This window comes from Nocardiopsis sp. FIRDI 009 (assembly GCF_003386285.1).
Taxonomy (GTDB): Bacteria; Actinomycetota; Actinomycetes; order Streptosporangiales; family Streptosporangiaceae; genus Nocardiopsis.
Genome location: NZ_QPNC01000019.1, coordinates 215,082 through 241,272, shown reverse-complemented (window position 1 = coordinate 241,272; position 26,191 = coordinate 215,082). Strand labels below are relative to the sequence as shown.

Here is a 26,191-nt window from a genome sequence, read left to right as displayed (position 1 = left end):
CTACATCGTGTAGCAATCCCCCCACGCATGGTGTTTCCCATGCTCATATCCCTCCAGGAGGGGACATGACACAAGTCGACACCTCCGGCTCGCGCGACGCGCAGGCCGTACCGGCTCGATCCTGGCTCGACCGCTTCTTCTTCATCGGTGAGCGCGGCTCCACCATCGGACAGGAGGTCCGCGGCGGGCTCACCACCTTCATGGCGATGGCCTACATCATCGTCCTGAACCCGATCATCCTCAGCGGCGTCGAGGACGCCGCCGGCAACACCCTGGACCCGGCGCAGCTGACCACGATGACGGCGCTGTCCGCGGGCCTGGTCACCATCATGATGGGCGTGGTGGGCCGTGCCCCGATCGCCTGTGCCGCGGCGCTCGGGGTGAGCGCCGTGGTCGCCTACGTGGCCGCGCCCGTCATGACCTGGTCCGAGGTCATGGGCCTGGTGGTCTGGCAGGGGATCGTCATCATCCTGATGGTGGTCACCGGTGTCCGGACGGCGGTGATGAACGCGCTGCCGCACAACCTCAAGATCGCCATCGGCGTGGGCATCGGCATGTTCGTCTGCCTCATCGGGCTCAAGAACGCCGGTTTCGTCAGCGCGGGCGGCGCGCTGCTGACGCTCGGCGGCCCCGACACCGGCGGCCACCTGAACGGCTGGCCGATCCTGGTCTTCGTGGCCGGGCTGGTCCTGTCCGCGGTACTCCTGGCCCGCAACGTCACGGGCGCCATCTTCTACGGGATCGTCGGCGCCACCCTGCTGGGCATCGTCTTCCACTACGTCTTCGGCCTCGACGCCTCCGCCTGGGGCGGGGCGGGCTGGGGCGGCTCCAGCCCCGAACTGCCCGGCAACCCGGTGGCGCTGCCCGACTTCGGTCTGCTCTTCCAGGTGGACATGCTCGGCGCCTGGACGTCGGCCGGTCCGACCACGGCCGGTGTCATCCTCTTCACCATGGTGCTGGCCGGGTTCTTCGACGCGCTGGGCACCATCCTGGCGATCGGCGCCAAGGCCAACATCGCCGACTCCACCGGGCAGATGCCCCGGGTCAACCAGATCCTGGTCACCGACGGGTCCGGCGCCGTGGTCGGTGGTCTGACCAGCTCCTCGGCGACCCTGGTGTTCGTCGAGTCCACGGCCGGTGTGAGTGAGGGCGCGCGGTCCGGTCTGGCGAGCGTGGTCACGGGGTCCCTGTTCCTGAGCGCGATCTTCTTCGCTCCGGTGTTCGCGATCGTCCCGACGCAGGCGGCCTCGGTGGCCATGGTCCTGGTCGGCGTCATGATGATGATGCACATCAGGGACATCGACTGGTCGGACATCTCGATCGCGATCCCCGCCTTCCTGACGATCGCGATGATGCCGTTCGCCTTCGACATCGCGACCGGGATCGGGATCGGCATCATCGCCTACACCGTGGTCCGCTCCGCCCAGGGCAGGTACAAGGAGGTCCACTGGCTGATGTGGGTCCTGTCGGCGGTGTTCACGTTCCACTTCGCGATGCACGCCCTGGGCCTGGAGTAGCCCTCTCCCCTCCCCCGACGCCTCGGGCCGCCGCGTATCACCGGATACGCGGCGGCCCGACGCTCGTGTCCGGGCGAAATGCGGGGATAACGTCCCCCCTGACGGGAAAAAGTGACGGTACTGCCACCCCCGCGTAAGGATCCAAAGCGCTCCGGGCGACGTCACAGGAAGGGACAGGCCGCGATCCGGCGGCTTCCCCCACCCTCGGACAGGCGCGAACGATGACCACTCCGCTCGGTTCCTCGGACCCCGAACGCATCGGTCCCTACACGCTCTCGGCCCGCATCGACGGCGGCGGCCAGGGCATGGTCTACTTAGGCCACGCCCCGGACGGCACCCCCGCGGCCGTCAAGGTCCTGACCCCGGCCTGGGGCGACGACACGCGCCAGCGCGCGCGGTTCGCCCAGGAGTTGGCGGCGGCCCGCCGGGTGGCGCCGTTCTGCACCGCGGCGGTCCTGGACGCCGACGTGGACGGGCCGGTGCCCTACATCGCCAGTGAGTACGTGCCCGGCCCCACCCTGCGCTCGGCGGTGCGCGACGGGGGCCCTCGCGAGGGCGCCGCGCTGGACCGGCTGGCGATCGCCACGGTGACCGCGCTGACGGCGGTGCACGAGGCGGGGGTGGTGCACCGCGACGTCAAACCGGGCAACGTGATCCTCGGTCCGGACGGGCCCCGGGTGATCGACTTCGGCATCGCCCGTCTGGACGACGCCACCCGGCACACCACGGGCGTGGTGGGCACGCCCGCCTACATGTCGCCCGAGCAGGTCCGGGGTCAGTCGGTGGGCCCGGCCAGCGACGTGTTCTCCTGGGCGGCCGTGATCGCCTTCGCGGCCACGGGGCGGCACGCCTTCCCCGGTGAGACCACGATGGAGGTGGTCGACCGGGTCCTGCGTGAGGCGCCGGACCTGGAGGGCGTCCCCGACCGGTTGCGCCCGGTGCTGGAACGGTGCCTGGACAAGGATCCCGCGGCGCGTCCCCGGGCCGTGGACGTGCTGGGCACGCTGCTCGGCACCGGACCGGCCACGGCTCCCCTGGCGCCCACCGCCGTCCTGGAGCAGGCGGCCACACTGGTCGACGAGGGGACGGCGGTCATCCGGCCGGGAGGCGGCCCCACCGGGCTCCTGCCGGGTACGGCCCCGGCGGGCGCGGCGGTGGACGAGGACACCGAGGACGGGTCCCGGGCGCGGGGCGTCCCGCGTGACACGCTCGTGGAGGGCACGCCCGCCGACACCGCGGGGACGGACGGAGCGCCCCCGAAGGGTCCGGTCCAAAAGGGCGCGCCCCATCGGGACTGGAACGGTCCGGGAGCGGGGGGACGGGGTGTCCGGCCGCTCCCCCGGCGTCCCGGTGGGCGTCGGCACGGGCGCGGGGCGCACGGCGGGGCCCTGGCCCGGGCCGCCGCCACGGTGGTCGTGGTCGCGCTCGGTGTCCTGCTGCTGGTGGCCTACCGTCAGGGCGCGTTCCCCGAGATCGTGCCCACCGGGTCCGTCCCCTCCGCCCCGCCGTCCGAGGCGCCGGCGACCGGGGCCCCCGGGACCACCGGGGAGGAGCCGGTGGAGGAGGCGGACCGGCTGGGCGGCGAGGGGGCCGTGGAGCCGGACCCCGTGGAGGAGGGTACGGGCGCACCGGGCGAGGACACCGGCACGGACTGCGCCGCCGACCCCCACGCGCCGGGCTGCCCCTCGGAGGAGCCCTGTGTCGCCGACGGCTGTCCCGAGGGCGGCGCGGACACCGGGGAGCCCGGCGACGGTCCGACCGACGACGGCGCCGACGGAGGCACGGACCCCGGCGACGGTCCGAGCACGGACCCCGGGGACGGCGCCGGGGAGGATCCGACAGACGGGCCCGGAGGTGAGGACCCCGGGGACGACCCCACGGACGGCGTGGAGTTCTCGCCGCTCCCGTTCGACGGTCCCGTCTTCGAGCCGTCCTGGCCCGTGCCCGGGGACTGACCGGTCAGGTTTCGGTCAACACACCACACGGCGCGCGTGTCGGCCCGGACGGTCGGCACGCGTGCCGCCTATTCCTTTGACACGGGTGGGACGCCGATTTAAGTTGTCATTGACAACTTTACGTTTCGACCAGGGACGGCCACATGGACCTGGAAGTCAACGGCTCACCCGCCCCCGCCCCGGACCCGGACACGCCGGGCGCGACCGCGGCCGACCACATCCGCGACGGCCTCGGTCTGACCGGCACCAAGATCGCGTGCGGGGACGGTGTGTGCGGCGCCTGCACGGTGCTGCTCGACGGCTCCCCCACCGTCTCCTGCCTCCTGCCCGCCGACGCGTTGCCGGGTCGCTCGGTGACCACCGTGGAGGGCCTGGGCGGCGCCCACCCCGTCCAGCGCGCCTTCGCCGCCCACGACGGCCTCCAGTGCGGCTACTGCACGCCCGGGTTCGTCATGACGGCCGCCGCGTTCACCGACGCCTGGCGCGCCGAGCACGGCGACGTGCGCCCCGACCGCGACACCATCGCCGACGCCCTGGCCGGCCACCTGTGCCGGTGCGGGGCCTACGAGGGCATCGCCGCCGCTGTGGCCGCGGCCTGCGCCGGGGAGTTCGACACCGAACCGGAGGGGGAGCCGCCGCGCGCCGACGCCCACGACAAGGTGACCGGCCGCGCGATGTTCACCGTCGACCGCGCGCCCGAGGGGTGCTGGGAGGGGGTGATCGTGCGCTCGACCCACCCGCACGCCCGGATCCGCTCCGTCGACCCGGCCGGGGCCCGGGTGGACGCCGGGACCGGGGCGGGCACGGACTCCGCGCCGGTCTTCGTCGACCTGCTGGGCGAGAACCGCGTCGTGCGCTACGTCGGCCAGCCGATCGCGGCCGTGGCCGCGCCGACCCGTGCTCGGGCCCGGGCCGCCGCCGAGGCGGTGCGCGTGGACTACGAGCCGCTGCCCGCGGTCCTGACCCAGGAGGAGGCCCGGGCGCCGAACGCTCCCGAGCTCTATCCCAGCCGGAACGAGCGGAGGGCGGCCCCCAGCTACGCCGAGGGCACGGCCACGGCCGCGCCCTGGCGGGGCAACGTCCGGGGGCCGTTCACCCTGCGCTGGCGGGCCGGGACCGCCCTGAAGCGGCTGCGCGCCGCCGGGCGGTCCGCAGATCCCCGTCTGGTCGCGGAGGAGTACACCACCGCCGCCCAGCTGCACACCGCGCTGGAGCCGCACGCGTGCGTGGCGGACTGGTCGCGGGAGGGCGCGCTGACGCTGTACATGTCCACCCAGGCCGTCAGCGACATGGCCGACGCGGTCGCCGAACGCTGGGACCTGCCCCGCGACCGGGTGCGCGTGGTCACGGAGTACGTCGGCGGCGGGTTCGGCGCCAAGGCGACGCTGACGACGGACATCGTCGCCTCGACCGAGCTGTCCCGGCTGGCCCGGGTCCCGGTGAGCGTCGCGCTGACCCGCGCCGAGGAGCTGACCGACGCCGGCTACCGCCCCGGCACCCGCACCCGCGTGGCCCTGCTCGCCGACGACAGGGGCGACCTGGCGGCGATGAGCGTGGACTCCTACGGCGACGGCGGTGTGTCCTACGGGTCCATGACCGCCACGCTGGCCGCGCTGATGTACGGCCGCACGCCGCGCCGGACCCGCGACTACGACGTGGTCACCAACCATCCGCCGGGGGCTCCGTTCCGCGGGCCGGGCGCGCCGCCGATGGCCTTCGCCCTGGAGCAGGCGGTGGACACGATGGCGCACCGCCTGGGCGAGGACCCGCTGAGCCTGCGGCGGCGCTGGGACGGCAACACGCGACGACGGGCCCTCTACGACAGGGTCGCCGCCCTGCCGCTGTGGACCGACCGTCCCCGCGGCGAACGCACCGGCCGGTTCCGGCGCGGTGTGGGGCTGGCCGCGAGCAACTGGCTGTTCATCGTCAGCCCGAGATCGAAGGTGGAGCTGACGGTCGAGGACGGCGTGGTGGTCGTCCGTTCGGCCACCCAGGACATCGGCACCGGGATCCGCACCGTCCTGCGCGACGTGGTCGCCGACCGGCTCGGCGCGCCCCCCTCGTCGCTCAGCGTGCGGATCGGGGACAGCACGTCGGTGCACGGCTCCGGGGCAGGGGGCAGCCGGACCACCAACTCGATGGGCCCGGCCGCCGCCGAGGCCGCCGACCGGCTGCGCCGCGCCCTGCGCGAGCACTCGCCCCGGGTCCCTGCGTCGGGCCCGATCCCGGAACTCGCCCTGAAGGAGGCGCTCGCCTCCGCCGAGGGGCTGAGGGTGGTCGGCGGACGCTCCCTGGGCCGGTGGGAGCGGATGTCCTCGCTCCTGTCCGGCGGCGGGGACGTCGCCGTGGGACGCGGTCTCATCGGCGCCGTGCACGTCATGGAGGTGGAGGTCGACACCCTGCTCGGCCGGGTCCGCCCGACCCGCTGCTGGGCCGGGATCGCGGCCGGTCGGATCTACTCCGACCGGCTCGCCCGCAACCAGTGCGAGGGGGCGGTGGTGCAGGGTGTGGGCTACGCGCTGCACGAGGAGCGGCGCGACGATCCGGTGACCGGGACCGTGCTGACCGACAACATGGAGGACTACCGGATCCCGGGGCTGGGCGACGTGCCCGAGACCGAGGTGTACTTCCACGAGGAGGGGTTCGAGCACGTGCCCGGGGGCGGCGTCGGCCTGGGCGAGGTGTCCACCGTCGGCGTGGCGGCCTCCGTGGCCAACGCCGTGTTCGACGCCACCGGCTGGCGCCCGCGCGATCTGCCCATCCGCCCGGACCGACTGATCGAGGGGCTGCGATGACCACGACACGACCGACCGACCTGGGCTCCGCCCTGACCGAACTGGCGGGGACCGGGGCCCGGCCGCGCGCGGGAGGCACCGACCTGACCGCGTGTGTGGCCCACGGCGTGCTCGCCCCGGCGCCGGTGGTGGACCTGACCGGGATCGAGACGCTGCGCGGGATCGACTGGCGCGACGACGGTTCGGCGCGGGTGGGCGCGCTGACGAGCGTGCACGAGGTGTCCGCCGACCCCAGGCTGGGGGCGGCCTATCCGGCGCTGGCGCGCACGGCGGGGGCGCTGGCCACCCCCCAGATCCGCCGGACGGCCACGGTGGGCGGCAACCTGTTGCAGCGCAACCGGTGCTGGTACCTGCGCAATCCGGCCTTCGACTGCTTCCAGACGGGCGGTGGCTCCTGTCCGGCGCGGGAGGGCGACCACCTGCACGGGGTGGTGGTGGACCAGGGCCCGTGCGTGGCGCCGCACCCGTCGACGGTGGCGCTGGCGTTGGTGGCCTACGACGCCGTGGTGGAGGTGTCCGGCGACGGCGGCGCGGTCGCCGAGCGTCCGGTGGCCGGTCTCTACGACGGGACCGACCCGAGCCGTGACCACGTGCTGGATCCGTCGGAGGTGGTGACGGCGGTGTCGCTGCCCGCGCCCGCGCCCGGGGAGCTGGCCGCCTACCTGCGGGCGACCGGGCGGTCCCGGTCCGAGTGGCCGCTGGTGGAGGTGACGGCGCGTCTGGTCCGCGCCGAGGGCGGTGCGGGCCCGGTGGCCTCCGCGGCGGTCGCGGTCGGTGGTGTGGCCCGCACCCCCCTGCGGCTGCCGGAGGTGGAGTCCTCGCTGGTGGGCGCGGTGCCGGGGGCCGAGCCCGGCGCGGGGTTCGCGGCGGCGTTGGACGGGCTGGCCGCCCGGTGCTCGCCGTTGCCCGCGACCGGGTACAAGGTGGCGTTGCTGCGCGAGACCGTACGTGCCGGGGTCGAGCGGGCGCTGGGGTTCGCGCGCGCCTGAGCCGCGCGCCTGGGCCGTGCGCGGTCCGACCGGGGCGCGCTGCCCCGGGCCCGTCCCCGCGGGGGCCGGCCCGGGCGGCGGTCAGTAGCGGGTGCCCACCGCCGTGGGCAGGTCGTCGAGTTCGGCCAGGTCCTCGTCGGTCAGGTCGAGGTCGGCGGCCCCGGCGTTGTCGCGCAGGTAGGCCGACTTCTTCGTGCCGGGGATGGGGATGACGTGGTCGCCCTGGGCGAGGGTCCAGGCGATCGCGACGCGGGCGGGCGTGGTGCCGCGCCGCTCGGCGACGCGCCGCACCACGTCCACCAGGGCCTGGTTGCGGCGGATGGCCTCCTCCTGGAAGCGGGGCTGACGGGCGCGCAGGTCGCCCTCCTCCAGGGCGTCGGCGGTGACGGTTCCGGTGAGGAAGCCGCGGCCCAGCGGGGAGAAGGGGACGAAGGCGGCGCCGTGTTCGGCGCACCAGCCGACGACGTCGCCGGGGCCCTCGCCGCCGTCGGCCGCCCCCGCGACGCCGTCCGCGCTGCCGCCCCCGGCGCCCTGGGCGTCGCGGGTCCACAGCGACAGCTCCGACTGGATCGCCGCCACGGGGTGGAGGGCGTGCGCCTCGTCGGCCTGGGCCCGGGTGACCTCCGACAGTCCCAGGTGGCGGACCTTGCCCTGGGTGACCAGTTCGGCCATGGCGCCCCAGGTCTCGGCGAGGGTGACGTCGGGGTCGACGCGGTGGAGGTAGTACAGGTCGACGGTGTCGGTGCCCAGGCGGCGCAGACTCTCGTCGAGGGAGCGGCGGACGTGGTCGGGTGTTCCGTCCCGGTGCATGGCCAGGGTCGCGGCGTCGTCCATGACCAGACCGGTCTTGGTGGCCAGGACGACCCGGTCGCGGATGCCCCTGAGCGCGCGGCCCGCCAGTTCCTCGTTGTGGCCGCCGCCGTAGACCTGGGCGGTGTCCAGGAAGGTGACCCCGAGGTCGACGGCCTCGCGGATGAGTTCCACCGACCGGGTGTCGTCGCGTTCGGAGGCGGAGTAGGCCCAGCTCATACCCATGAGGCCGAGCCCGACCCGGCCGACCGGCGTCCCGTGGAACTGGCGTGTGCGCATGCGGCTTCTCGTCCTTCGGTGGTGCGCGGGGCCGGGCGGGCGCGCCGTGGCGGCGGCGTCTCGGCCGTCCCCGCGTGGAGGGGCGTGCGGCGCGAACACTACCACCCGAAGGGTTCGGATCCTGCGACCCATCAGCAAACGAACGACACCTCCCGCCTCGTGGGGCGGGGGGACGTCGGGGCCTTCCCCCGGTCAGCCGCGCAGGAGCGCCTGGTGGGCCAGTTCCCGGCACACGACCGCGAAGTCCAGCCCCGCGGCGGCGGCCGCCATCGGGAAGGTCGAGGTCTCGGTGAGGCCGGGGGCGACGTTGGTCTCCAGGAAGGTGACCCGGCCGTCGTCGCCGACGATGAGGTCGGTGCGCGACAGGTCGCGCAGCCCCAGCACGCGGTGGGCGGTCAGGGCGACCTCGGTGGCGGCCGCGACGGCGTCGGCGTCCAGGCGGGCCGGGCAGAAGAACTCGGTGCGCCCGGCGGTGTAGCGCGCCGCGTAGTCGTAGACCCCGCCGTCGGGCACGATCTCCACCGGGGGCAGCGCCACGGGACCCTCGCCCGTGTCCAGGACGCCCACCGCCAGTTCGGTGCCCTGGACCTGTTCCTCCACGAGCGCGGAGTCGCCGTAGGCGAAGCAGGACACCAGGGCGGCCGACAGGTCCTGGAGCGTCGTGACCGGTGCGGCGCCGAACGCCGATCCGCCCCGGTCGGGCTTGACGAACAGCGGCAGGCCCAGGCGGTCGGCCATCCGCGACAGCAGCGCCGGGGCGCCCAGGTCGTGGAAGGCCGACTTGGGCAGGGCGGCCCCGCGCGGGACGCGCACCCCCTCGGCCGCCAGCAGCGCCTTGGCCGCCGGCTTGGAGTAGGCCAGGCGGCACGCGTCCGGACGCGCCCCCACGTAGGGCGCCCCCACCAGCTCCAGGACCTCGCGGATCGCGCCGTCCTCACCCGCCGCGCCGTGCAGGACGGGGAAGACCACCTGCGGCGGGTCGTCGGACAGCCGGTCCAGCAGGGTGCCGTCGACGTCGGCGACCTGGACCTCCACGTCCAGTCGGCGCAGCGCCTCGGCGACGCTCCGCCCGGAGTGGACGCTCACCTCGTGTTCGGGGGACAGTCCCCCGGCGAGAACGAGAACGCGGTCAAGGTCTGCCACGGCGCGGACCTCCTCTTGTGGTGCTGACATGGTGCTGGCGCCCTTACGGAAGGGGGTGTCAGGGCAGGTCGGGGGCGGGTGCCTGGTGGCCCTCGGCGGGCGGGGCCAGGGTGCTGCCGAAGGTATCACGCAGGTCGAGTTCGCCCTCGATCGCGCCGACGAGACGGCGTACGCCCTCGCGGATCTGCTCGGGGGTCGGGTAGCAGAAGCTCAGCCGCATGTCGGCGCGGCCGCGTCCGTCGGCGTAGAAGCCGGTTCCGGGCACGTAGGCGACGCGTTCGGCCACGGCGCGGGGCAGCATGGCCTTGGCGTCGATGCCCTCGGGCAGGGTGGCCCAGACGAAGAAGCCGCCCTCGGGGCGGGTCCAGGTGCACCCGGCGGGCATCATCGCCTCCAGGGCGCCGAGCATGGCGTCGCGGCGCTCGCCGTACATGGTGTTGAACGCCTTGATCTGCTCGCGCCAGGGGAAGGTCCGCAGGTAACGGCGCACGACCAGCTGGTTGAAGGTGGAGTGGCTGAGCATCGCCGACTCGGCGGCCAGGACCAGTTTGGCGCGCACGGGCGCGGGGGCCAGCGCCCAGCCGATGCGCAGTCCGGGCGAGAGGGTCTTGGACAGCGACCCGAGGTAGATGACGTTGCCCGTCCCCTGGGAGTAGAGCGTGGGCTGGGCCTCGCCGTCGTAGCGGAGCAGGCCGTAGGGGTTGTCCTCGACCACGAGGACGTCGTGGCGCTCGCAGACCTCCAGGACCCGGGCGCGGCGCTGGGCGGTCATGGTGATGCCCGCCGGGTTCTGGAAGTTGGGGATGGTGTAGAAGAACTTCACCCTGCGGCCCTCGCGCGCGGCGCGGTTGAGCGCCTCGTCGAGCTCCTCGGGCCGCACGCCGTCCTCGTCCACGGCCACGTGGCGGATGTCGGCCTGGAAGGCGGCGAAGGTGTTGATGGCGGTGACGTAGGTGGGCGCCTCGCACAGGACGACGTCGCCGGGGTCGACGAAGACGCGGGTGATGAGGTCGAGGGCCTGCTGGGAGCCGACGGTGACGATGACGTCGTCGGGGCTGGCGGTGATGCCCTCCAGCGTCATGTAGTCGCAGATCTGCTCGCGCAGGACGGGGTCGCCCTGGGCGGAGCCGTACTGGAGGGCGGCCGGGCCCTCCTCGGCGACCACGTCGCGGACGAGTTCGCCGATCTGGTCGAGGGGGAGCGCCGCGACGTTGGGCATGCCGCCGGCCAGGGAGACGACCTCGGGACGGGAGGCGACGGCGAAGAGTGCGCGGACCTCCGATGCGACCATGCCCTGTGCTCGGTGTGCGTAGCGGCCGACGTGCGGGTCGATACGCGAACCCTGGGTGGGCTGCTGCTCTCGGTGGTCAGCGGACACGGTCCACCTCCGGAAGGAAGGTCGGTCGGGTGGCCCACGGGTGGAACGCGGGGCCGATCACGGTCCCCCGTTCGACGCCGTACGCCGCCCCCTGGTTCACACGGCGCCCCGGGCGGTGCCGGGGCGCGCGTGCGACGGTCGGTCGGGTGGTCCGGGGTGCGCCCGGACCGGTAAATGCACCGAGTGTAGCCCAGCGGGGTCGCGTCCCCGCCACGGGCCGCCCGTTTCACGCCGTTCGCCACACGTGCGGTGCCTGTCCGGTCGCGCTCTCGTTCGAGCCGCGCCTTGGGGAGGTACCCAGGCGGGGCGGGGGTGGCGCACCCCGATAACCAGAACATGAGGGACTTTTTTACCTATTACCGCGAGTCGGACATAGGCCACATAGTGAATATGCGTGACCTTGGTCTCGTGGGACACCTCCGGGTGCGCGCGCACCCGGTCCGGCGACCCGGGGAGAAGACATGGGAGTCCGCACCACCGCCGTCCTCACGCCGTTGGCCTGCATGGCCCTGGCGGGTGTGCTCACCACCGCCTGCGCCACCGACGACGCACGCGTGGAACGGGCCGAGGCCGCCAGGGAGGAGATGGCACGGGCCGCCGGCGCGCTGTCGGTCACCGCCCTGCGCCCGGCGGCCGAACGCGCCTTCGCCCGCGCGGGCCACCCGGTCGAGGGGATCCTGTCCTGCGCGAACGGACCGGCGGCCGACCCCTCGGACGGAGCCTCCCCGGACGGCGGAGCGCACGGGCTGTCGGCGGAGGCCGACGAACGGGCGGACCGCGCGACCGACGCCGGGACCGTGCGGGTGCACTGCACGGGCACGACCCGCGACGGCCGCAGCGTGCGCTTCGAGGGGCGCCTCAGCCCACAGCTCCTGGCCGAACGGGAGGCGGGCGACGAGGGGTTGCCGGGCGCGTTCAGCGGCAGCGTCGGCGGCACGGAGGTCTTCGCCATGGACTGCTTCCAGTGCGCGCCCGCCCAGGTCGCGCACGCCCCCGCCGGGACGGACCGGGGACCGGACGGCGCCGGGGAGCCCGACCCGGCCCCCGTGTCCGGCGACTGACACCGGACGCGAGGCGACGGTGTGCCCCCGAGGAGCCACCTCGGAGGCACACCGTGCGGTCGGTGTGTCCAGGGAGCTCCCCCCGTCGCCCCGGACCACCTGCGGTCCGCCCGCGCGTTCGGCTCGGCCTGGCAACCCCCCTCAAGGTTCCGATGGCCGCGAACGCCGCGTACGCCGTGTGTCCGTGCCGCGCCCTCTCACGCCCGGCAGGACCGGCTGTGCGGACCGTGCGGGAACAGTCCACACCATCCCCGCCGACCAGGCAACGGTTGCACTAGGTTGCGATCCCCCCACCCGTCGCGACGACCCCGGAGCGCTCCTGACCGGCGGTCCGCAGGGCGCGCACCCCGGGGGCGAGCGACCCGGGCAGCAGGTCCGCCCGGTCGCTGGGCCACCCGACCCGCACCTGCACCTCCTCGCTGAAGCGGTAGGGGCGGCTCTCCAGGATGCCGCCCAGGTGGCGCCGGAGCCGGGACAGCTCGGCGCGCACGGTCACCACGTTGCCCGCGGCCCCGAACACGTCCTCCGACAGCTGGGCCGCCGTGCGCCCCTCACGGTGGACGGCCAGGATCAGCAGGAGTTCGGCGTGGCGCGGGGTGAGCCGGTGGGTCCACTCGCCGCTGGGCCCGGCGACGGTGACCGCCGGGGAGGTCGGCCGGGACAGTTCCAGCGTGACCGTCGTGGGCGTGACCGACTCCTCCGAGCGGGGCCGGACCAGCCAGCCGCCGGGCAGCGGTTCGAGCGTGCACTCGCCCAGGGCGGGCAGCCAGGCGGTGCCGTTCTCGCGTTGGGTGGGCAGCAGCACCCGGCGGACCGGGTCCATGTGCACGGCGGCCGCGGTCCACCCCGCCTCGTCGACGACCAGGGCGGGGCCGCCCATCCGGGCGAGCAGGGGCGCGGCCACCGCCCGCAGCCGCTCCAGGTGGCCGTGGTGGATGCTCTGCAGGTGCGCCTCGGCCAGTTGGGCGACCGTGGTGACCAGGGCCAGGGTGGAGGGGTGGATGGTCGAGACCGGTCCGGTGACGTCGATGGCGCCGAGCAGGCGCCCGTCGCGCGGGTCGTGGATCGGGGCGCAGGCGCAGGTGAGGGTGTGCAGGTTGCGGACGAAGTGCTCGGCCGAGTACACCTGCACGGGCCTGCCCACGACCAGCGCGGTCCCGATGGCGTTGGTCCCGGTGTTGCCCTCGTTCCAGTAGGCCCCCTCGATGAGGCCCACCCGGTCGCCGACCGTGCGCACGCGGTGGGACCCGTCGCGCCACAGGATCTGGCCGGAGGCGTCGGTGACGAGCATGATGTGCTCGGCCTCGTCGGCGACCGAGACCAGGGACCGGCGGATGAGGGGCAGCACCTCGGCGATCGGCGAGGCCGTCCTGGTCCGGTGGAGCTCGTCGGGCAGGGCCACGCGTGGCGGCGGGCCGCTGTCGGGGTCGATCCCGAAGCGGCGCATACGCATCCAGGAGTCCTCGATGACCGGCCGGAGGGAGGCCGGAGCGGGGTGGCCGTTGAGGGCCGCCTCGTGCACCTGGCGTAGGAGGTTGGCGTGTTCACGGGCGTCGACCCCGGCGGGAAGGGCCGTGTCCAGAGGGGGAAACGACATTTGAGCCCCAGTCCTCACGTTCTCTGCGGAGTTCACCAGTGTCCAACTTCGACCGTGAGCCAGGTGGCCGGAACCGGAACGTGCACGTGGTTCGGAGTCTGGTACCGGTGTCGACCTCCGATTCCGTGGCTCGGAACCCGTGGATCGGCCGGGGACGCACGACGGTGGGTCGAACCTGGCCACCCGGTCAGTCCCCCGACCGCCACCGCGTCAGCGCGAACCACAGGCGCATGCGCTGCTCGGCGTCGGCCAGGTCCACGTTCAGGTCGCGCTCGATCCGGCCGATCCGGTACCGGACGCTGTTGCGGTGGGCGCCCAGGTCGGCGGCGGCCCGGTCCCAGTTGCCGTGGCGGACGAGCCAGGCCCGCAGCGTGCGGCGCAGCGTCCGCGCGGACTCGGTGTCCCCGGCCAGGGGGCCGAGGATCCGGCGGGCGAGGTCGTCGGATCCAGCGGGGGTGAGCAGCCCGGCGAAGGGGTCGTCGTCCTCCTCCCACAGCAGGGGGCCGCCCACGACGCGGGCCCGCTCCAGCAGGGCGGCGGCGCGGCGGTCCGCCGCGGGCAGCTCCTCGGGGGCGACCGCGCCGCTCAGGGCCGCGACCCAGCCGTGTGCGCGCAGGTCCTCCAGGTCCTTTCGGTGCCTGGCCTCGCCCCGGTCGGCCAGGACGGCCCGCAGCCGCGGCTCCGGCCCCGTTCCGGCGTCCAGGACCTGGGTGGGCAGGGGCAGCGCCGCCGGGGAGGTGCACCGTCCGGGTCCGGCGGGCAGGGCGCGCAGCACCCGGTAGGAGGGCGTCTCCTCCCCCTCGGCGCCGGTGAGCTCGGCGAGCAGGGGCCCGGCGGATCCGGTGAGCCCGCCGTCGACCAGCAGGGCGGTCAGGAGGCGGCCCGGGACGGGCGGGGCGTCGTCGTGGCCGCGCGAGAGCAGGTCCAGCAGTGCGGTGGCGGTGCGCAGGACAGCGCGGTCGGTGATGCCGAGCGGGCGGGGGCGGCCCACCAGGACGACGCCGTGGTCCTCGGGGGGCGTGCCCACGGTGTGCAGGAAGACCTCGTCGGGGCCGCGGGCGGCCTTGGCGCTGCGGGGGCCGGCGGGCTCGGTGAGTTTGGCGACCAGGCCGCCCAGCTCCTCGTCCAGGGCCCGCGGCGCCCCCGGACCGGCGCGCAGACCCTCGGGGGCGGCCAGCGCCGACCACGCGTCCAGGGAGTCGGCCAGGACGGCCAGGACCCGGTCGACGGGCTCCGGCTCGGTCACGGCGCGGGTGAACCGTTGGTGGGCCTGGCCCAGGCGGCGCAGGTCGCGCATGCGCCGCTCCTCCAGCTCCTCCCCCACGGCCTGGCTGACCGCGGCGAAGGGGGTGGGGCGGGGCACCTCGACCAGCGGCAGCCCCTGGCTGCGGCACTGTTCGATCAGCGCGGCGGGGACGGTGTCGCGGACGGGTGTGACGCCGAAACCGACGGCGCTGACGCGCGTCTCGACCAGCGAGCGCACGTAGTCGCGCACCCCCTCCGCGCTCCGGGGCAGGTTGAGGCCGGCGGTCAGCACGAACTCCCCGCCGCGCAGGTACAGGGCCGGTTCGGCCAGCTCGCTGACCACCGCCCAGACGATGCCGGGGTCACCCGCGTCGACGACGGAGGCCAGGGCCAGGTCCCGGCGCGCGAGGACCGCGCTCAGCGGGACGGCGTGGGTGTCGGGCCCGGAGGAGACCACGCGCCCACCCCCTTCCCCTGTATGGTCATTCCACCCAGTTTTACGGACGTTATGGTGCGTTTGAACCACTGGTAGGAAGGCTACCCGCTCCCTAGTCTGAGCGCAGCGCTGTGACCTGCGTCAACGTTGCCGCAAGACAAGGACGGACATGAACACTCCGATCGGACCCATCGACTCCAGCCGTGTGCCCCGCTTCGCCGGACCCGCGACCTTCGCCCGGCTGCCCCGTATCGACGAGGTCGAGCGGGCCGACATCGCGGTGGTGGGCGTACCGTTCGACACCGGGGTCTCCTACCGGCCGGGCGCGCGCTTCGGCCCATCCGCCATCCGCGAGGCCAGCCGCCTGCTGCGCCCGTACAACCCCGGCCTGGACGTGGCGCCGTTCGAGCGCCTCCAGGTGGTCGACGGCGGCGACATCCCGGTCAACCCGTTCTCGGTCGGCGACGCCGTGGAGACCCTCGACGCGGGCGCCTCCAGGTTCGTCGAGTCCGGAACCCGCCTGGTCACGCTGGGCGGCGACCACACGATCGCCCTGCCCCTGCTGCGTTCGCTGTACCGCCAGCACGGCCCGATCGCCCTGCTGCACTTCGACGCGCACCTGGACACCTGGGACACCTACTTCGGCGAGCCCTACACGCACGGCACCCCGTTCCGCCGCGCCGTGGAGGAGGGCATCCTCGACACCGAGGCGATCGCGCACGTGGGCACCCGCGGTCCGCTCTACGGCAAGAAGGACCTGGAGGACGACCGCCGCTTCGGGTTCGGCATCGTCACCGCCGCCGACGTGATGCGCCGCGGCGTCGACGAGATCTCCGACATGCTGCGCCAGCGCGTGGGGAACCGCCCGCTGTACGTGTCCGTGGACATCGACGTCCTGGACCCGGCGCACGCCCCGGGCACCGGCACGCCCGAGGCGGGCGGCATCACCAGCCGCGAGCTGCTGGAGATCCTGCGCGGCCTGTCCTCCTGCAACCTGGTGGGCGGGGACGTGGTGGAGGTCGCCCCGGCCTACGACCACGCGCAGATCACCGCGACGGCGGCCTCGCACGTGGCCTACGACCTGGTCAGCGTGCTGGCCCTGAACCAGAAGTAGGACGGGCGAACACGCATGGGTGGGAGCGCGCCGCGCAGCGGCGGCGACCTGGTGGTCGAGACCCTGGCCGCGCTGGGCGCCACGGTGGCCTTCGGCATCCCCGGCCAGCACGCGCTGGGGCTGTTCGACGCACTGCGCCGGGCGCCGCTGCGGTTCGTCTCCAGCCGGGTGGAGAACAACGCGGCCTTCGCCGCCGACGGGCACGCCCGGGTGACGGGTCAGGTCACGCCGTTGTTCGTGTCCACCGGCCCCGGCGCGCTGCTCACCCTGTCCTCCCTCCAGGAGTCGCGGGCCGCCAGCGCCCCGGTGCTGGTGGTCGCCTCCCAGGTGCCGCGCGCCGGTCTGGGCGGCGGACGCCACGGCTACCTGCACGAGCTGCCCGAGCAGTCCGCGAACTTCGCCGGGGTCGCCAAGTCGGCGGCCACGGTCCGGCACGCCTCCCAGATCCCCTCGGTCCTGGCCGAGTCCTGGCGCACGGCCGCGTCCGCGCCCGCAGGCCCGGTCCTGGTGGAGGTCCCCCAGGACGTGCTCCTGGGCCCGGCGCAGACGCCGCCGGTCGCGGACGTGTCCGCCGAGCCCGAACCGCTCCGCCCGCGCGAGGAGGTGGTGGCCGAGGCCGCGCGTGTGCTGGACGCGGCGGAGCGGCCGATGATCCTCGCGGGCGGCGGTGTGAGCCGGTCCGGCGGGCGGGCCGCGCTGGTGGAGCTGGCCGAGGCGCTGCGGGCTCCGGTGGCCACCACCTTCGGCGGCAAGGACGCCTTCCCGTGGGAGCACCCGCTCTCGCTCCGGTCGTGGATCGAGGACCGGCACACGACGGAGTTCCTGGAGAGCGCGGACGTCCTGCTGGTCGTGGGGTCGGGGCTGGGCGAGCTGTCGAGCAACTACCGCACCCTGGCCCCGCGCGGCCGGGTGGTCCAGGTCGAGGCCGACCCGGGCAAGCTGGCGGCCAACCTGCCCGCCCTGGGCGTGCACGGCGACGCCGCGCTGACCCTGGGCGAGCTGGCCGGGCGCGTCCGGCGCCGCCCCGAGGCCCCGGAGACGGTCGCGGAGGTGGCCGGGGTGCTGCGGGCCGTGGCCGAGCGCTTGGACGGGCAGGGCCTGGCCGCCGAGCGGGCGGTGCTGGCGGCGGTGCGCGAGGCGGTGCCCGACACCGCGCCGACGTTCTGGGACATGACGATCCTGGCGTACTGGGCCTGGTCGGGATGGGACCCCAGGGGCGCGGGGATGCACTCCGCCCAGGGCGCCGGCGGTCTGGGCTACGCGCTGCCCGCCGCGCTGGGGGCGGCGGTGGCCGCCGACGGCCCGGTGCTGGCGGTCTCCGGTGACGGCGGCGCGATGTACTCGGTCTCGGAGCTGGCCGCGGCGCGCCAGCACGACCTGGACGTGACGTGGCTGATCGTCGACGACGGCGGCTACGGCGTGCTGCGCGGATACATGAGGGACGCGTTCGGCGAGGCCGCCCACACCGAGCTGGCCCGACCGGACTTCGCCGCCCTGTCCGCCGCCTTCGGCGTCCCGGCCACGGTCACCGACCCCGAGCGGCTGCGCGCGGACCTGTCCGCCGCCCTGGCCCGTCCCGGCCCGTCCGTGGTCGTGCTGCCCACGGTGCTGGAGCTGTTCGCGCCCACCCATCGGTGACCGCGTAACCGAACCCCGTCGCCGTCACGTTCTCACCCGAACCGCGGTGGTCGGCTCGGAGGGTCCGCGAGGGTCCCCTCGGCCGGAAGCGACGACGCAGCGGGCGCGCCCCGACGGCGCGCCGACCCACGCACTCATTCGCACACCACCCGAGCAAGGAAAGACGAAGGACGCCATGCGCATCCACGAGTTCGACACGCTGCCCAGCCTCATCGACGGCGAGCCCGTCCTGCCCTCCGACGGCCGGGCGCTGGACCTGGTCGACCCGGTGACCGGTCGCGTCAGCGGCCAGGCCGGGGTCTGCGGGGCCGCCGAGGTGGAGGCCGCCATGGCCTCCTCCCTCCGGGCGTTCCGGTCCTGGCGCCGGCAGGCCGCCCCGGCCCGCCGCCAGGACGCCCTGCTCGCCATCGCCGACGCCCTGGCCGCCCGCGCCGAGGAGTTCGCCGACGCCGAGTGCCGCGAGACCGGCAAGCCCCGTTCCTCCATGCTGGAGGAGGAGATCCCGTTCTGCGTGGACACGCTCCGCTTCTTCGCCGGGTCCGCCCGCCATCTGGAGGGCCGGGCCGCGGCCGAGTACGTCGACGGGCGCACCTCGTGGATCCGCCGTGAGCCGGTGGGCGTGTGCGTGGGCATCACCCCGTGGAACTACCCGCTGATGATGGCGGTCTGGAAGATCGGTCCGGCCCTGGCCGCCGGGAACACGGTGGTGCTCAAGCCCGCCGAGACCACCCCGACCACCACGGTCATGCTCGCCGAGATCGCCGCCGGGGTCCTGCCCGCGGGCGTGGTGAACACGGTGGTGGGCGACCGCGACACGGGGCGGGCGCTGGTCGAGCACCCGGCGGCGCGCCTGGTGTCGGTCACCGGTTCCACCCGTGCCGGGACGCAGGTGGCGCGCTCGGCCTCCGACGACCTGAAGCTGTTGCACCTGGAGCTGGGCGGCAACGCTCCGGTGCTGGTCTTCGACGACGTGGATCTGGCCGGGACCGCCGCAGGCGTGGTCGCGGGCGCCTACCTCAACGCGGGCCAGGACTGCACCGCCGCGACCCGGGTGATCGTGCACGAGCGCGTCCACGACGCGTTCGTGGCCGAGCTGTCGGCCCAGGCCGCCAAGCTGGTCACCGGCAGGCCGTCAAACGAGGCCAGCGACTTCGGCCCGCTCAACAACGCCGACCAGTTCGCCCGGGTGACGGGGCTGTTGGAGCGCCTGCCCGAGCACGCGGTGGTGGAGGCCGGGGGCCACCGCGTGGGCGAGGCCGGGTTCTTCCTGGCCCCCACGGTCGTGTCGGGTCTGCGCGCCGAGGACGAGATCGTCCGCGAGGAGATCTTCGGCCCCGTGGTCACCGTGCAGCGGTTCGCCGACGAGGACGAGGCGGTGTCGCTGGCCAACGGTGTCGACCAGGGGCTGGCGTCCTCGGTGTGGACCGCCGACCACGCCCGCGCCCTGCGGGTCAGCGCCGACCTGGACTTCGGCGCCGTGTGGATCAACGGCCACGGTGAGCTGACCTCGGAGATGCCGCACGGCGGGTTCAAGCACTCGGGGTACGGCAAGGACCTGTCCGCCTACAGCCTGGAGGACTACACCCGGGTCAAGCACGTGATGAGCTCGCTGGGCTGACCGGCCGGTGTCAGTGAGCGGTCACCGCGTGCCTGGAGCGCAGGTGTGACCGGGTCAGCTCGCTGACGTGCCCGGCCAGGGCGTCGGGGGTCTCCTCCGGGTGCTCCAGGAGCCAGTCGGCGCAGGCGTCGGCGGTGCTGACCGCCACGCGCGCCAGGAGTTCGGCGTCCTTGGGGTCGAGGAGGCACCCGGCGCCGTCGGGCACGTCACCGGCGGCGCCGGTGCAGGCCGTGACGAGGTCGACGACCTCGGCCAGCACGCGGTCCCGGGCCCGGGCGACCTCGCCCGCGAAGGGTTCGGTCTGGGCGGACGTGCGCCGGTACAGGACGGTCCAGCTGTCGCGGTTGTCGGTGACGAAGGTGAAGAAGGCCTGGAGCCCCCTGCGCAGCGGGTCGGCTCCGGCGGGGGACCGGGGGTCGCGGACGGCGTCGCGGATGGCCGCGACGAGGCGGTCGGCCTCACGGCGCACGCAGGCGATGAAGATCCCTTCCTTGGACCCCAGGTAGTGGTACACGGTGGGTTTGGAGGTACCGGCCGCCGCGGCGATCTGCTCGACGCGTACCGTGTGGTAGTCGCCTCGGGAGAACGCGGTGACAGCGGCGTCGATCATCTGCTGTTCCCGGACACGACGCGGAAGTCGGCGCTGTTTGGTCTTCACGTTTTCGACCCTATTGGTCCGGGCCGCCTGAGTCAGGGGTCCTTCGGAGGCCGCCGCGCGCGAGCCGCGACCCCACGGTCCCGGACACGGACGCTGACCTGTGACTACCGGTAAGTCCACCCTGACGCAGAGTGGCATTTCCCACATCGGCGGGGGTTTGAACGGCCGGAATCCGTACGTGTGTGCGCCGACACCGGCCGTCCCGCCGCTCCCTCCGCTCACGCCCGCGCGTCGCGCAACTCCAGGGTGCAGCACTTGGCGCCGCCTCCGGCCTTGCGCAGCTCGTCGAGTTCGACGGGGTGGACGGTGTAGCCGAGCCCGCGGAGCCGGTCGGCGAGCGCGGTCGCCTCGGCCGCGATGACCACGTCGCCGCCGGAGCACACGGCGTTGAGGCCGAGTACGGCGGCGTCCTCCTCGGTCGCGATGAGCGCGTCCGGGTAGAGCGAGCGCAGGACCCGCTGGCTGCCCGCGGAGAAGGCGCCGGGATAGTAGGCGATCCGGTCGCCGGAGAGCGCGAACAGCGCGGTGTCCAGATGGTAGAAGCGCGGGTCGACCAGTTGCAGAGTGATGACCGGCCGATCCAGGAAGCGCTCGGCCTCCAGGTGCGCGGCGGCCTCGGTGCGAAAGCCCGTGGCGGCCAGGACCACGTCGTCCAGGGTGATGAAGTCGCCCTCGCCCTCGTTGACGTGCTTGGGCTCGCGGGTGTCGGTGTAGCCCGCGGCGCGGAACCAGTCGAGGTAGGCGGGGCCCTCCGGGGTGCGTTCGGCGCTGGCGAACCGCGCTCCGTACACCCGGCCGTCCACGACCAGGGCGCCGTTGGCGGCGAAGACCATGTCGGGCAGCCCCTCGATGGGCGCGATCTCGCTGACCCGGTGCCCCAGGTCCCGGTAGAGGTCGCGCAGCGCCTCCCACTGGCGGATCGCGCGGTCGCGGTCGACCCCGGCGGCGGGGTCCATCCAGGGGTTGATCGCGTACTCGACGGCGAAGTACGTGGGACGGCACATCAGGTAGTGCCGCGCAGTCGGCGATCCGACCGGTCGCGCCATGGAACCTCCCGGTGTCGCGCACCGGGGCCGCGCGGCCCCGGTGCTGCCTGTCCCGACCCTGGTCGGGCGGACGAAGGGGAGATACCCGGCGTGGGGGAAGCCCAATATAGGCACTTCCACAAACTCGTACCCGGGGGGAGACGCGGACCGCGGCGCCCCGTGCGGACGCCGCGCCCGCCCCAACCCCCTCTGCCGACCGACCAGACGGTATTGCTACTGTCGCGGCAGTCCGTGATTGGAGCCCTGCATGAGTACCACCGTCAAGGCCGCCGTCTTCACCGAGACCGGAGCCCCGCCGAGCATCCGCGACCTGGTCCTGCCCGACCCCGGCCCGGGGGAGGTCCGGGTGCGCGTCGCCGCGGCCGGGGTGTGCCACTCCGACCTGTCCCTGTCCAACGGCACCCTGCCCCAGCCCTGGCCCGCCGTGCTCGGCCACGAGGGCGCGGGCACCGTCGAGGCGCTCGGCGAGGGGGTGACCGGGGTGGCTCCGGGGCAGCAGGTGATCCTCAACTGGGCGCCGCCGTGCCGGGAGTGCTGGTTCTGCGGGCAGGGCGAGCCGCACCTGTGCGAACACGCCCTGGACCGGGCCGGGCGCCCCCACGCCGAGCTCACCGACGGCACCCCGGTCTACCCCGGGCTGGGCACGGGAGCCTTCGCCGAGGCCACCGTCGTCCCCGCCGACGCCGTGGTTCCGCTGCCCGACGGCATCGACCCGGCCGTCGCCGCCGTGCTGGGCTGCGCGGTGCTCACCGGGTGGGGCGCGGTGGCCAACTCGGCGCGGGTGCGCCGGGGCCAGTCGGCGGTGGTCCTGGGCCTGGGCGGCGTGGGGCTGTCGGTCCTGCAGGCGGCGCGCCTGGCGGGGGCCGACCCGCTGATCGCGGTGGACGCCTCCCCCGCCAAGGAGGAGCTGGCCCGCGCCCTGGGCGCGACCGACTTCCTGGTGGCCGACGACTCCCTGACCAAGGCCGTGCGCGGTCTGACCGGGGGGCGGGGCGCCGACCACGCCTTCGAGGTGGTCGGTTCGGCGAGGGTGGTGCGCTCGGCGTGGAACGCCACCCGGCGCGGGGGGACCGTCACCGTGGTGGGCGTCGGTTCGCGCGACGACGAGGTGTCGTTCAACGCTCTGGAGCTGTTCCACCAGGCCAGGACGTTGCGCGGGTGCGTGTACGGGTCCAGCGACCCCGCCCGTGACATCTCCGTGCTGGCCGAGCTGGTGCGCTCGGACCGGCTGGACCTGGCCTCGATGGTCACCGACGAGATCCCGCTGTCCGGGGTGCCCGCGGCCTTCGAGCGGATGCGTCAGGGCCGGGGCGGCAGGTCGCTGGTGCGGTTCGGCGCCTGAGGGTTCAGGCGCGCTTCTCCGGGATCCCGGTGCCGTCGTCCGGTCGCCACGTCATGACCGGTTCGGCGGCGGCCGGTTCACCGTCGTCGGGGCGCCGGTAGGGCGTGGCCGCGAGCGACGCGGCGAGGACCACACCCCACACCAGGAGGGGGGTGACCAGGGATCCGACGAAGACGAACAGATACCACCCCGTGGCGATCGCCCCCACGAGGGCCGCGGTTCCGGCGCCGCGCCAACCCGTGCCGAACCCGCGCCACAGGGTCAGCAGGAAGACGAACACGAGCGCGTCCCAGGCCCAGAACCCGAAGCCGTTCATGAGGAGAGGGACGACGACCCAGTGGACGCTGACCGACCAACCCAGGAGCCAGGTCAGGGAGGACGGCACGATCGCCCTCCGCTCCGCGGCGTTCCGCGGGAGGAGGACGATGTTCCGACGCGGAATCCTCGACTGGACGTTCGCGGGAAGGGTCCCGCCCAGGCGCCGCCACAGCACCCAGGACCGGGGGACCGCCGGAACGACGATCAGGGCCAGGAACGCGGCCGTGGACAGGGCGACGCTCAGCAGGCCCGGACGGTCGGCGAACCCGTGGAAGACGGGCAGGGCCAGTCCGATGTCGGCCGGGGTCACCGCCGAGGCGGTTCCGACGAACAGCATGCCCGCGAACACCTCCCCCAGGGACCACCACGCGGTGGCGCGGTGCAGGCGGATCAGGGGTGAGCGCCCCGCCGGAGGGACCGGCCTCCGGATCGCGGCGTACAGGGGGCGGAAGAGGAGGGGCTGGGCGATCAGGCACACGATCAGCGCGAGGCCGATCGCCGTGGCGACCGGACCGGGCTCGAAGGTCGGGGGATGGAAGTACACGGGGATTCCTTGCGAACGGGGGATGCGGTCGGAACGACCAGGGGAAACGTTCCGACCGGACAAACCCGAACATCGTTCCACGAACCCGGGCGCCTGTCACACACTGACAAATCCTGTGGCGTGGGACACACACCTCCCTTGTCAGGGCGGACTCCCCCGGGCACAGTCGTCGTCATCGTGCCCGACCGTCGAGGGGAAGTGTCCGGATGAGCAGTGGAGCCGAGCAGGCCGACGTGATCGTGGTCGGGGCGGGGCTGGCCGGGCTGGTCGCGACCGCCGAGCTGGCCGACGCGGGCAAACGGGTGCTCCTGGTCGACCAGGAGCCCGAGGCGTCCCTGGGCGGTCAGGCGCACTGGTCGTTCGGCGGGCTGTTCTTCGTCGACTCCCCCGAGCAGCGCCGCATGGGAATCCGCGACTCCAAGGAGCTGGCCCTGCAGGACTGGATGGGCACGGCCGCCTTCGACCGCCCCGAGGACGCGTGGCCGCGCCGGTGGGCGGAGGCCTACGTGGACTTCGCCGCCGGGGAGAAGCGCGCGTGGCTGCACGCGCAGGGGCTGCGGATCTTCCCGCTGGTGGGGTGGGCCGAACGCGGCGGCCACCTGGCCGGGGGGCACGGCAACTCGGTGCCCCGCTTCCACATCACGTGGGGCACCGGCCCGGGGGTCGTGGCCCCCTTCGAGCGCCGGGTGCGCGCGGCCGTCGAGCGCGGTCTGGTCTCGCTGCGCTTCCGCCACCGGGTGGACGAACTGGTGGTCACGGGCGGCACCGTCACGGGGGTGCGCGGGTCCGTCCTGGCGCCCAGCGACGCCCCGCGCGGCACGGCCAGCAACCGGCAGGTGGTCGGCGACTTCGAGCTGGGCGCGCAGGCGGTGATCGTCACCTCCGGGGGGATCGGCGCCAACCACGACCTGGTGCGCAGGAACTGGCCCGAGCGGCTGGGAGCCCCGCCCGAGCACATGCTCTCGGGGGTCCCCGAGCACGTGGACGGGCGCATGCTCGCCGTCACCGAGAAGGCCGGTGGACGGATCGTCAACCCCGACCGGATGTGGCACTACACCGAGGGCATCCAGAACTGGGACCCGATCTGGGCGCGGCACGGGATCCGGATCCTGCCGGGGCCGTCGTCGCTGTGGCTGGACGCGACCGGTCGTCGGATGCCCGCGCCGTGCTTTCCGGGGTTCGACACCCTGGGCACGCTGGAGCACATCATGGGCAGCGGGCACGAGTACACGTGGTTCGTGCTCTCGCAGAGGATCATCGAGAAGGAGTTCGGGCTGTCGGGGTCGGAGCAGAACCCGGACCTGACCGGCAAGAGCCTCAAGCTCGTGCTCCAGCGGGTGCTGCCCGGCGCGCCGGGTCCGGTGGAGGCGTTCAAGCGGCACGGCGCCGACTTCGTGGTGGCCGACCGGCTCCCGGAACTCATCGGGAAGATGCGGGAGCTGGCGGGTGACGGGGTGCTCGACGCCGACACCGTCACGCGCGAGGTGGTCGCCCGCGACCGGGAGATGGTCAACCCCTTCACCAAGGACCTGCAGGTGATGACCATCCACGGCGCGCGGGCGTACCGGGGCGACAGGATCGCGCGGGTGGCCGCGCCGCACCAGATCCTGGACCCCAAGGCGGGCCCGCTGATCGCGGTGCGGCTGCACATCCTCACCCGCAAGACGCTGGGCGGGCTGCACACGGACCTGGACGCCCGGGTGCTGCGGGCCGACGGCGCCCCGCTGCCGGGGGTGTACGCGGCGGGCGAGGTCGCCGGGTTCGGCGGGGGCGGTGTGCACGGTTACCGGGCGTTGGAGGGCACCTTCCTGGGCGGATGCCTCTTCTCCGGCCGCACGGCGGGACGGGCGGCGGCCGCCGCGTTGGGGTAGCGGACGGGCGACCCGGTTGCGGACCCGCGGTCGGAGACGAAGAGGAAGGCCACTTATTCACGAATTTCGTGATTCCCACCCGCGCTACGGACAGTCACGGAATGCTGGTCTTCATGAACCCGAGGAGGCATCATGAGTGTCATGGCTACCGGCAAGACGGACCTGGGTCCACCCCCGCTCACCGTGGACGATCTGAAGAACACACCGGACGACGGGCGGCGGTACGAACTGGTCGACGGGCGGCTTGACGTGTCACCCGCACCGATCTTCGTGCACAGCCGTGTGGAGTCCCGGCTGACCATCCACCTTGGAGTTGTCGCTCCCCTGGAGTTCGAGGTCATATCGACACCGGGCATCAACTTCAACGCCGACCGTACCCACCACCGGATCCCCGACGTCGCGGTGATCCGAGCGGACGTCGCGGAGAGCCCGTACCTGACCAAACCCCCGCTGCTGGCGGTGGAGGTCGTCTCCCCCGAGAGCGCCATCCGCGACCACCACACCAAGCGGCAGGAGTACGAGGAGTTCGGCATCCCCTCGTACTGGATCATCAACCCGGACCCCGCTCTGCCGAGCATCACCGAGCTCCGTCTGGAGGACGGCGGGTACCGGGAGGTGGCCACCGTCACGGGTGAGAACGTCCTCAAGACCGACGCGCCCTTCCCCCTGAGCGTCGTCCCCCACTGGCTCGTCGCCCCCGGCGGCGGTTGGAAGAGGCACATCGGCGGATCCGACGAGGCCACCGGATAGGCGCCTTTGACGGAGCCGGGCTCCCCGAAGGGGGCACCCGGCTCCCTGGCTACGCCGCCCCGGTGTCGGCGCCGACGAGGCGTGCCG

Annotated in this window: 19 protein-coding genes; 11 read left to right on the top strand and 8 right to left on the bottom strand. The window is 74.0% G+C overall.

What is annotated here, in order from left to right:
• Window positions 1–65 precede the first annotated feature (65 nt).
• From DVR05_RS17270 to DVR05_RS17255, 4 genes are all read left to right on the top strand, one after another.
• Complete coding sequence (locus tag DVR05_RS17270) at window positions 66–1,517, top strand: NCS2 family permease (RefSeq protein ID WP_116246915.1); 1,452 nt, start codon at window positions 66–68, stop codon at window positions 1,515–1,517.
• Between the two features lie 221 nt (window positions 1,518–1,738).
• Entirely contained in the window at window positions 1,739–3,472 is a 1,734-nt protein-coding gene (locus tag DVR05_RS17265) for a protein kinase (protein ID WP_116246914.1), read from the top strand.
• A gap of 143 nt (window positions 3,473–3,615) precedes the next feature.
• A complete protein-coding gene (locus DVR05_RS17260) occupies window positions 3,616–6,267 on the top strand; it encodes a molybdopterin-dependent oxidoreductase (RefSeq protein WP_116246913.1) in 2,652 nt (883 codons plus the stop codon).
• Window positions 6,264–7,256, top strand: a complete 993-nt coding sequence (locus tag DVR05_RS17255; RefSeq protein WP_116246912.1) for a xanthine dehydrogenase family protein subunit M — start codon at window positions 6,264–6,266, stop codon at window positions 7,254–7,256. Before DVR05_RS17260 ends, DVR05_RS17255 begins: the two co-directional genes overlap by 4 nt.
• A gap of 81 nt (window positions 7,257–7,337) precedes the next feature.
• Here the strand turns inward: DVR05_RS17255 and DVR05_RS17250 are convergent, their stop codons facing one another.
• The 3 genes from DVR05_RS17250 to DVR05_RS17240 form a co-directional block, all read right to left on the bottom strand.
• Window positions 7,338–8,345: an aldo/keto reductase gene (locus tag DVR05_RS17250; protein WP_116246911.1), complete on the bottom strand. Its 1,008-nt coding sequence runs from the start codon at window positions 8,343–8,345 to the stop codon at window positions 7,338–7,340.
• Between the two features lie 192 nt (window positions 8,346–8,537).
• Window positions 8,538–9,488 (bottom strand): D-alanine--D-alanine ligase, encoded by a 951-nt coding sequence (locus DVR05_RS17245; protein WP_116246910.1) that lies wholly within the window; start codon window positions 9,486–9,488, stop codon window positions 8,538–8,540.
• A gap of 58 nt (window positions 9,489–9,546) precedes the next feature.
• Window positions 9,547–10,779: a PLP-dependent aminotransferase family protein gene (locus tag DVR05_RS17240; RefSeq protein WP_116246909.1), complete on the bottom strand. Its 1,233-nt coding sequence runs from the start codon at window positions 10,777–10,779 to the stop codon at window positions 9,547–9,549.
• Window positions 10,780–11,327: 548 nt separating this feature from the next.
• Between DVR05_RS17240 and DVR05_RS17235 the strand changes: the two genes are divergently transcribed.
• Window positions 11,328–11,927 (top strand): hypothetical protein, encoded by a 600-nt coding sequence (locus DVR05_RS17235; protein WP_116246908.1) that lies wholly within the window; start codon window positions 11,328–11,330, stop codon window positions 11,925–11,927.
• 274 nt (window positions 11,928–12,201) lie between these two features.
• Here DVR05_RS17235 and DVR05_RS17230 read toward each other — a convergent pair whose 3' ends face one another.
• Together DVR05_RS17230 and DVR05_RS17225 are read right to left on the bottom strand one after the other, a co-directional pair.
• Window positions 12,202–13,524, bottom strand: a complete 1,323-nt coding sequence (locus DVR05_RS17230; protein WP_116246907.1) for a helix-turn-helix domain-containing protein — start codon at window positions 13,522–13,524, stop codon at window positions 12,202–12,204.
• Window positions 13,525–13,711: 187 nt separating this feature from the next.
• Complete coding sequence (locus DVR05_RS17225; RefSeq protein ID WP_116246906.1) at window positions 13,712–15,226, bottom strand: PucR family transcriptional regulator; 1,515 nt, start codon at window positions 15,224–15,226, stop codon at window positions 13,712–13,714.
• A gap of 148 nt (window positions 15,227–15,374) precedes the next feature.
• On the opposite strand from DVR05_RS17225, the gene speB reads away from it, so the two are divergent.
• From speB to DVR05_RS17210, 3 genes are all read left to right on the top strand, one after another.
• Window positions 15,375–16,319 carry an agmatinase gene (gene speB / locus DVR05_RS17220; RefSeq protein ID WP_116246905.1) on the top strand — a complete coding sequence of 315 codons (945 nt, stop codon included), beginning with the start codon at window positions 15,375–15,377 and terminating at the stop codon, window positions 16,317–16,319.
• A gap of 15 nt (window positions 16,320–16,334) precedes the next feature.
• Window positions 16,335–17,957: a thiamine pyrophosphate-binding protein gene (locus DVR05_RS17215; RefSeq protein ID WP_116246904.1), complete on the top strand. Its 1,623-nt coding sequence runs from the start codon at window positions 16,335–16,337 to the stop codon at window positions 17,955–17,957.
• Window positions 17,958–18,132: 175 nt separating this feature from the next.
• Window positions 18,133–19,575: an aminobutyraldehyde dehydrogenase gene (locus DVR05_RS17210; RefSeq protein WP_116246903.1), complete on the top strand. Its 1,443-nt coding sequence runs from the start codon at window positions 18,133–18,135 to the stop codon at window positions 19,573–19,575.
• 10 nt (window positions 19,576–19,585) lie between these two features.
• Here DVR05_RS17210 and DVR05_RS17205 read toward each other — a convergent pair whose 3' ends face one another.
• Together DVR05_RS17205 and ddaH are read right to left on the bottom strand one after the other, a co-directional pair.
• The gene (locus DVR05_RS17205; protein WP_116246902.1) at window positions 19,586–20,233 is read right to left on the bottom strand and encodes a TetR/AcrR family transcriptional regulator; all 648 of its coding nucleotides are present in this window, start codon (window positions 20,231–20,233) and stop codon (window positions 19,586–19,588) included.
• Window positions 20,234–20,451: 218 nt separating this feature from the next.
• On the bottom strand, window positions 20,452–21,279 hold the full coding sequence (gene ddaH, locus DVR05_RS17200) for a dimethylargininase (protein WP_116246901.1): 828 nt from the start codon (window positions 21,277–21,279) through the stop codon (window positions 20,452–20,454).
• 247 nt (window positions 21,280–21,526) lie between these two features.
• On the opposite strand from ddaH, the gene DVR05_RS17195 reads away from it, so the two are divergent.
• Window positions 21,527–22,621, top strand: coding sequence for an alcohol dehydrogenase catalytic domain-containing protein (locus DVR05_RS17195; RefSeq protein WP_116246900.1), 1,095 nt, complete (start codon window positions 21,527–21,529; stop codon window positions 22,619–22,621).
• 4 nt (window positions 22,622–22,625) lie between these two features.
• Here DVR05_RS17195 and DVR05_RS17190 read toward each other — a convergent pair whose 3' ends face one another.
• A complete protein-coding gene (locus tag DVR05_RS17190) occupies window positions 22,626–23,483 on the bottom strand; it encodes a hypothetical protein (protein WP_116246899.1) in 858 nt (285 codons plus the stop codon).
• 206 nt (window positions 23,484–23,689) lie between these two features.
• Between DVR05_RS17190 and DVR05_RS17185 the strand changes: the two genes are divergently transcribed.
• On the top strand, window positions 23,690–25,354 hold the full coding sequence (locus DVR05_RS17185) for an FAD-binding dehydrogenase (RefSeq protein ID WP_116246898.1): 1,665 nt from the start codon (window positions 23,690–23,692) through the stop codon (window positions 25,352–25,354).
• Between the two features lie 132 nt (window positions 25,355–25,486).
• Complete coding sequence (locus tag DVR05_RS17180) at window positions 25,487–26,104, top strand: Uma2 family endonuclease (protein WP_116246897.1); 618 nt, start codon at window positions 25,487–25,489, stop codon at window positions 26,102–26,104.
• Window positions 26,105–26,191: the final 87 nt, after the last annotated feature.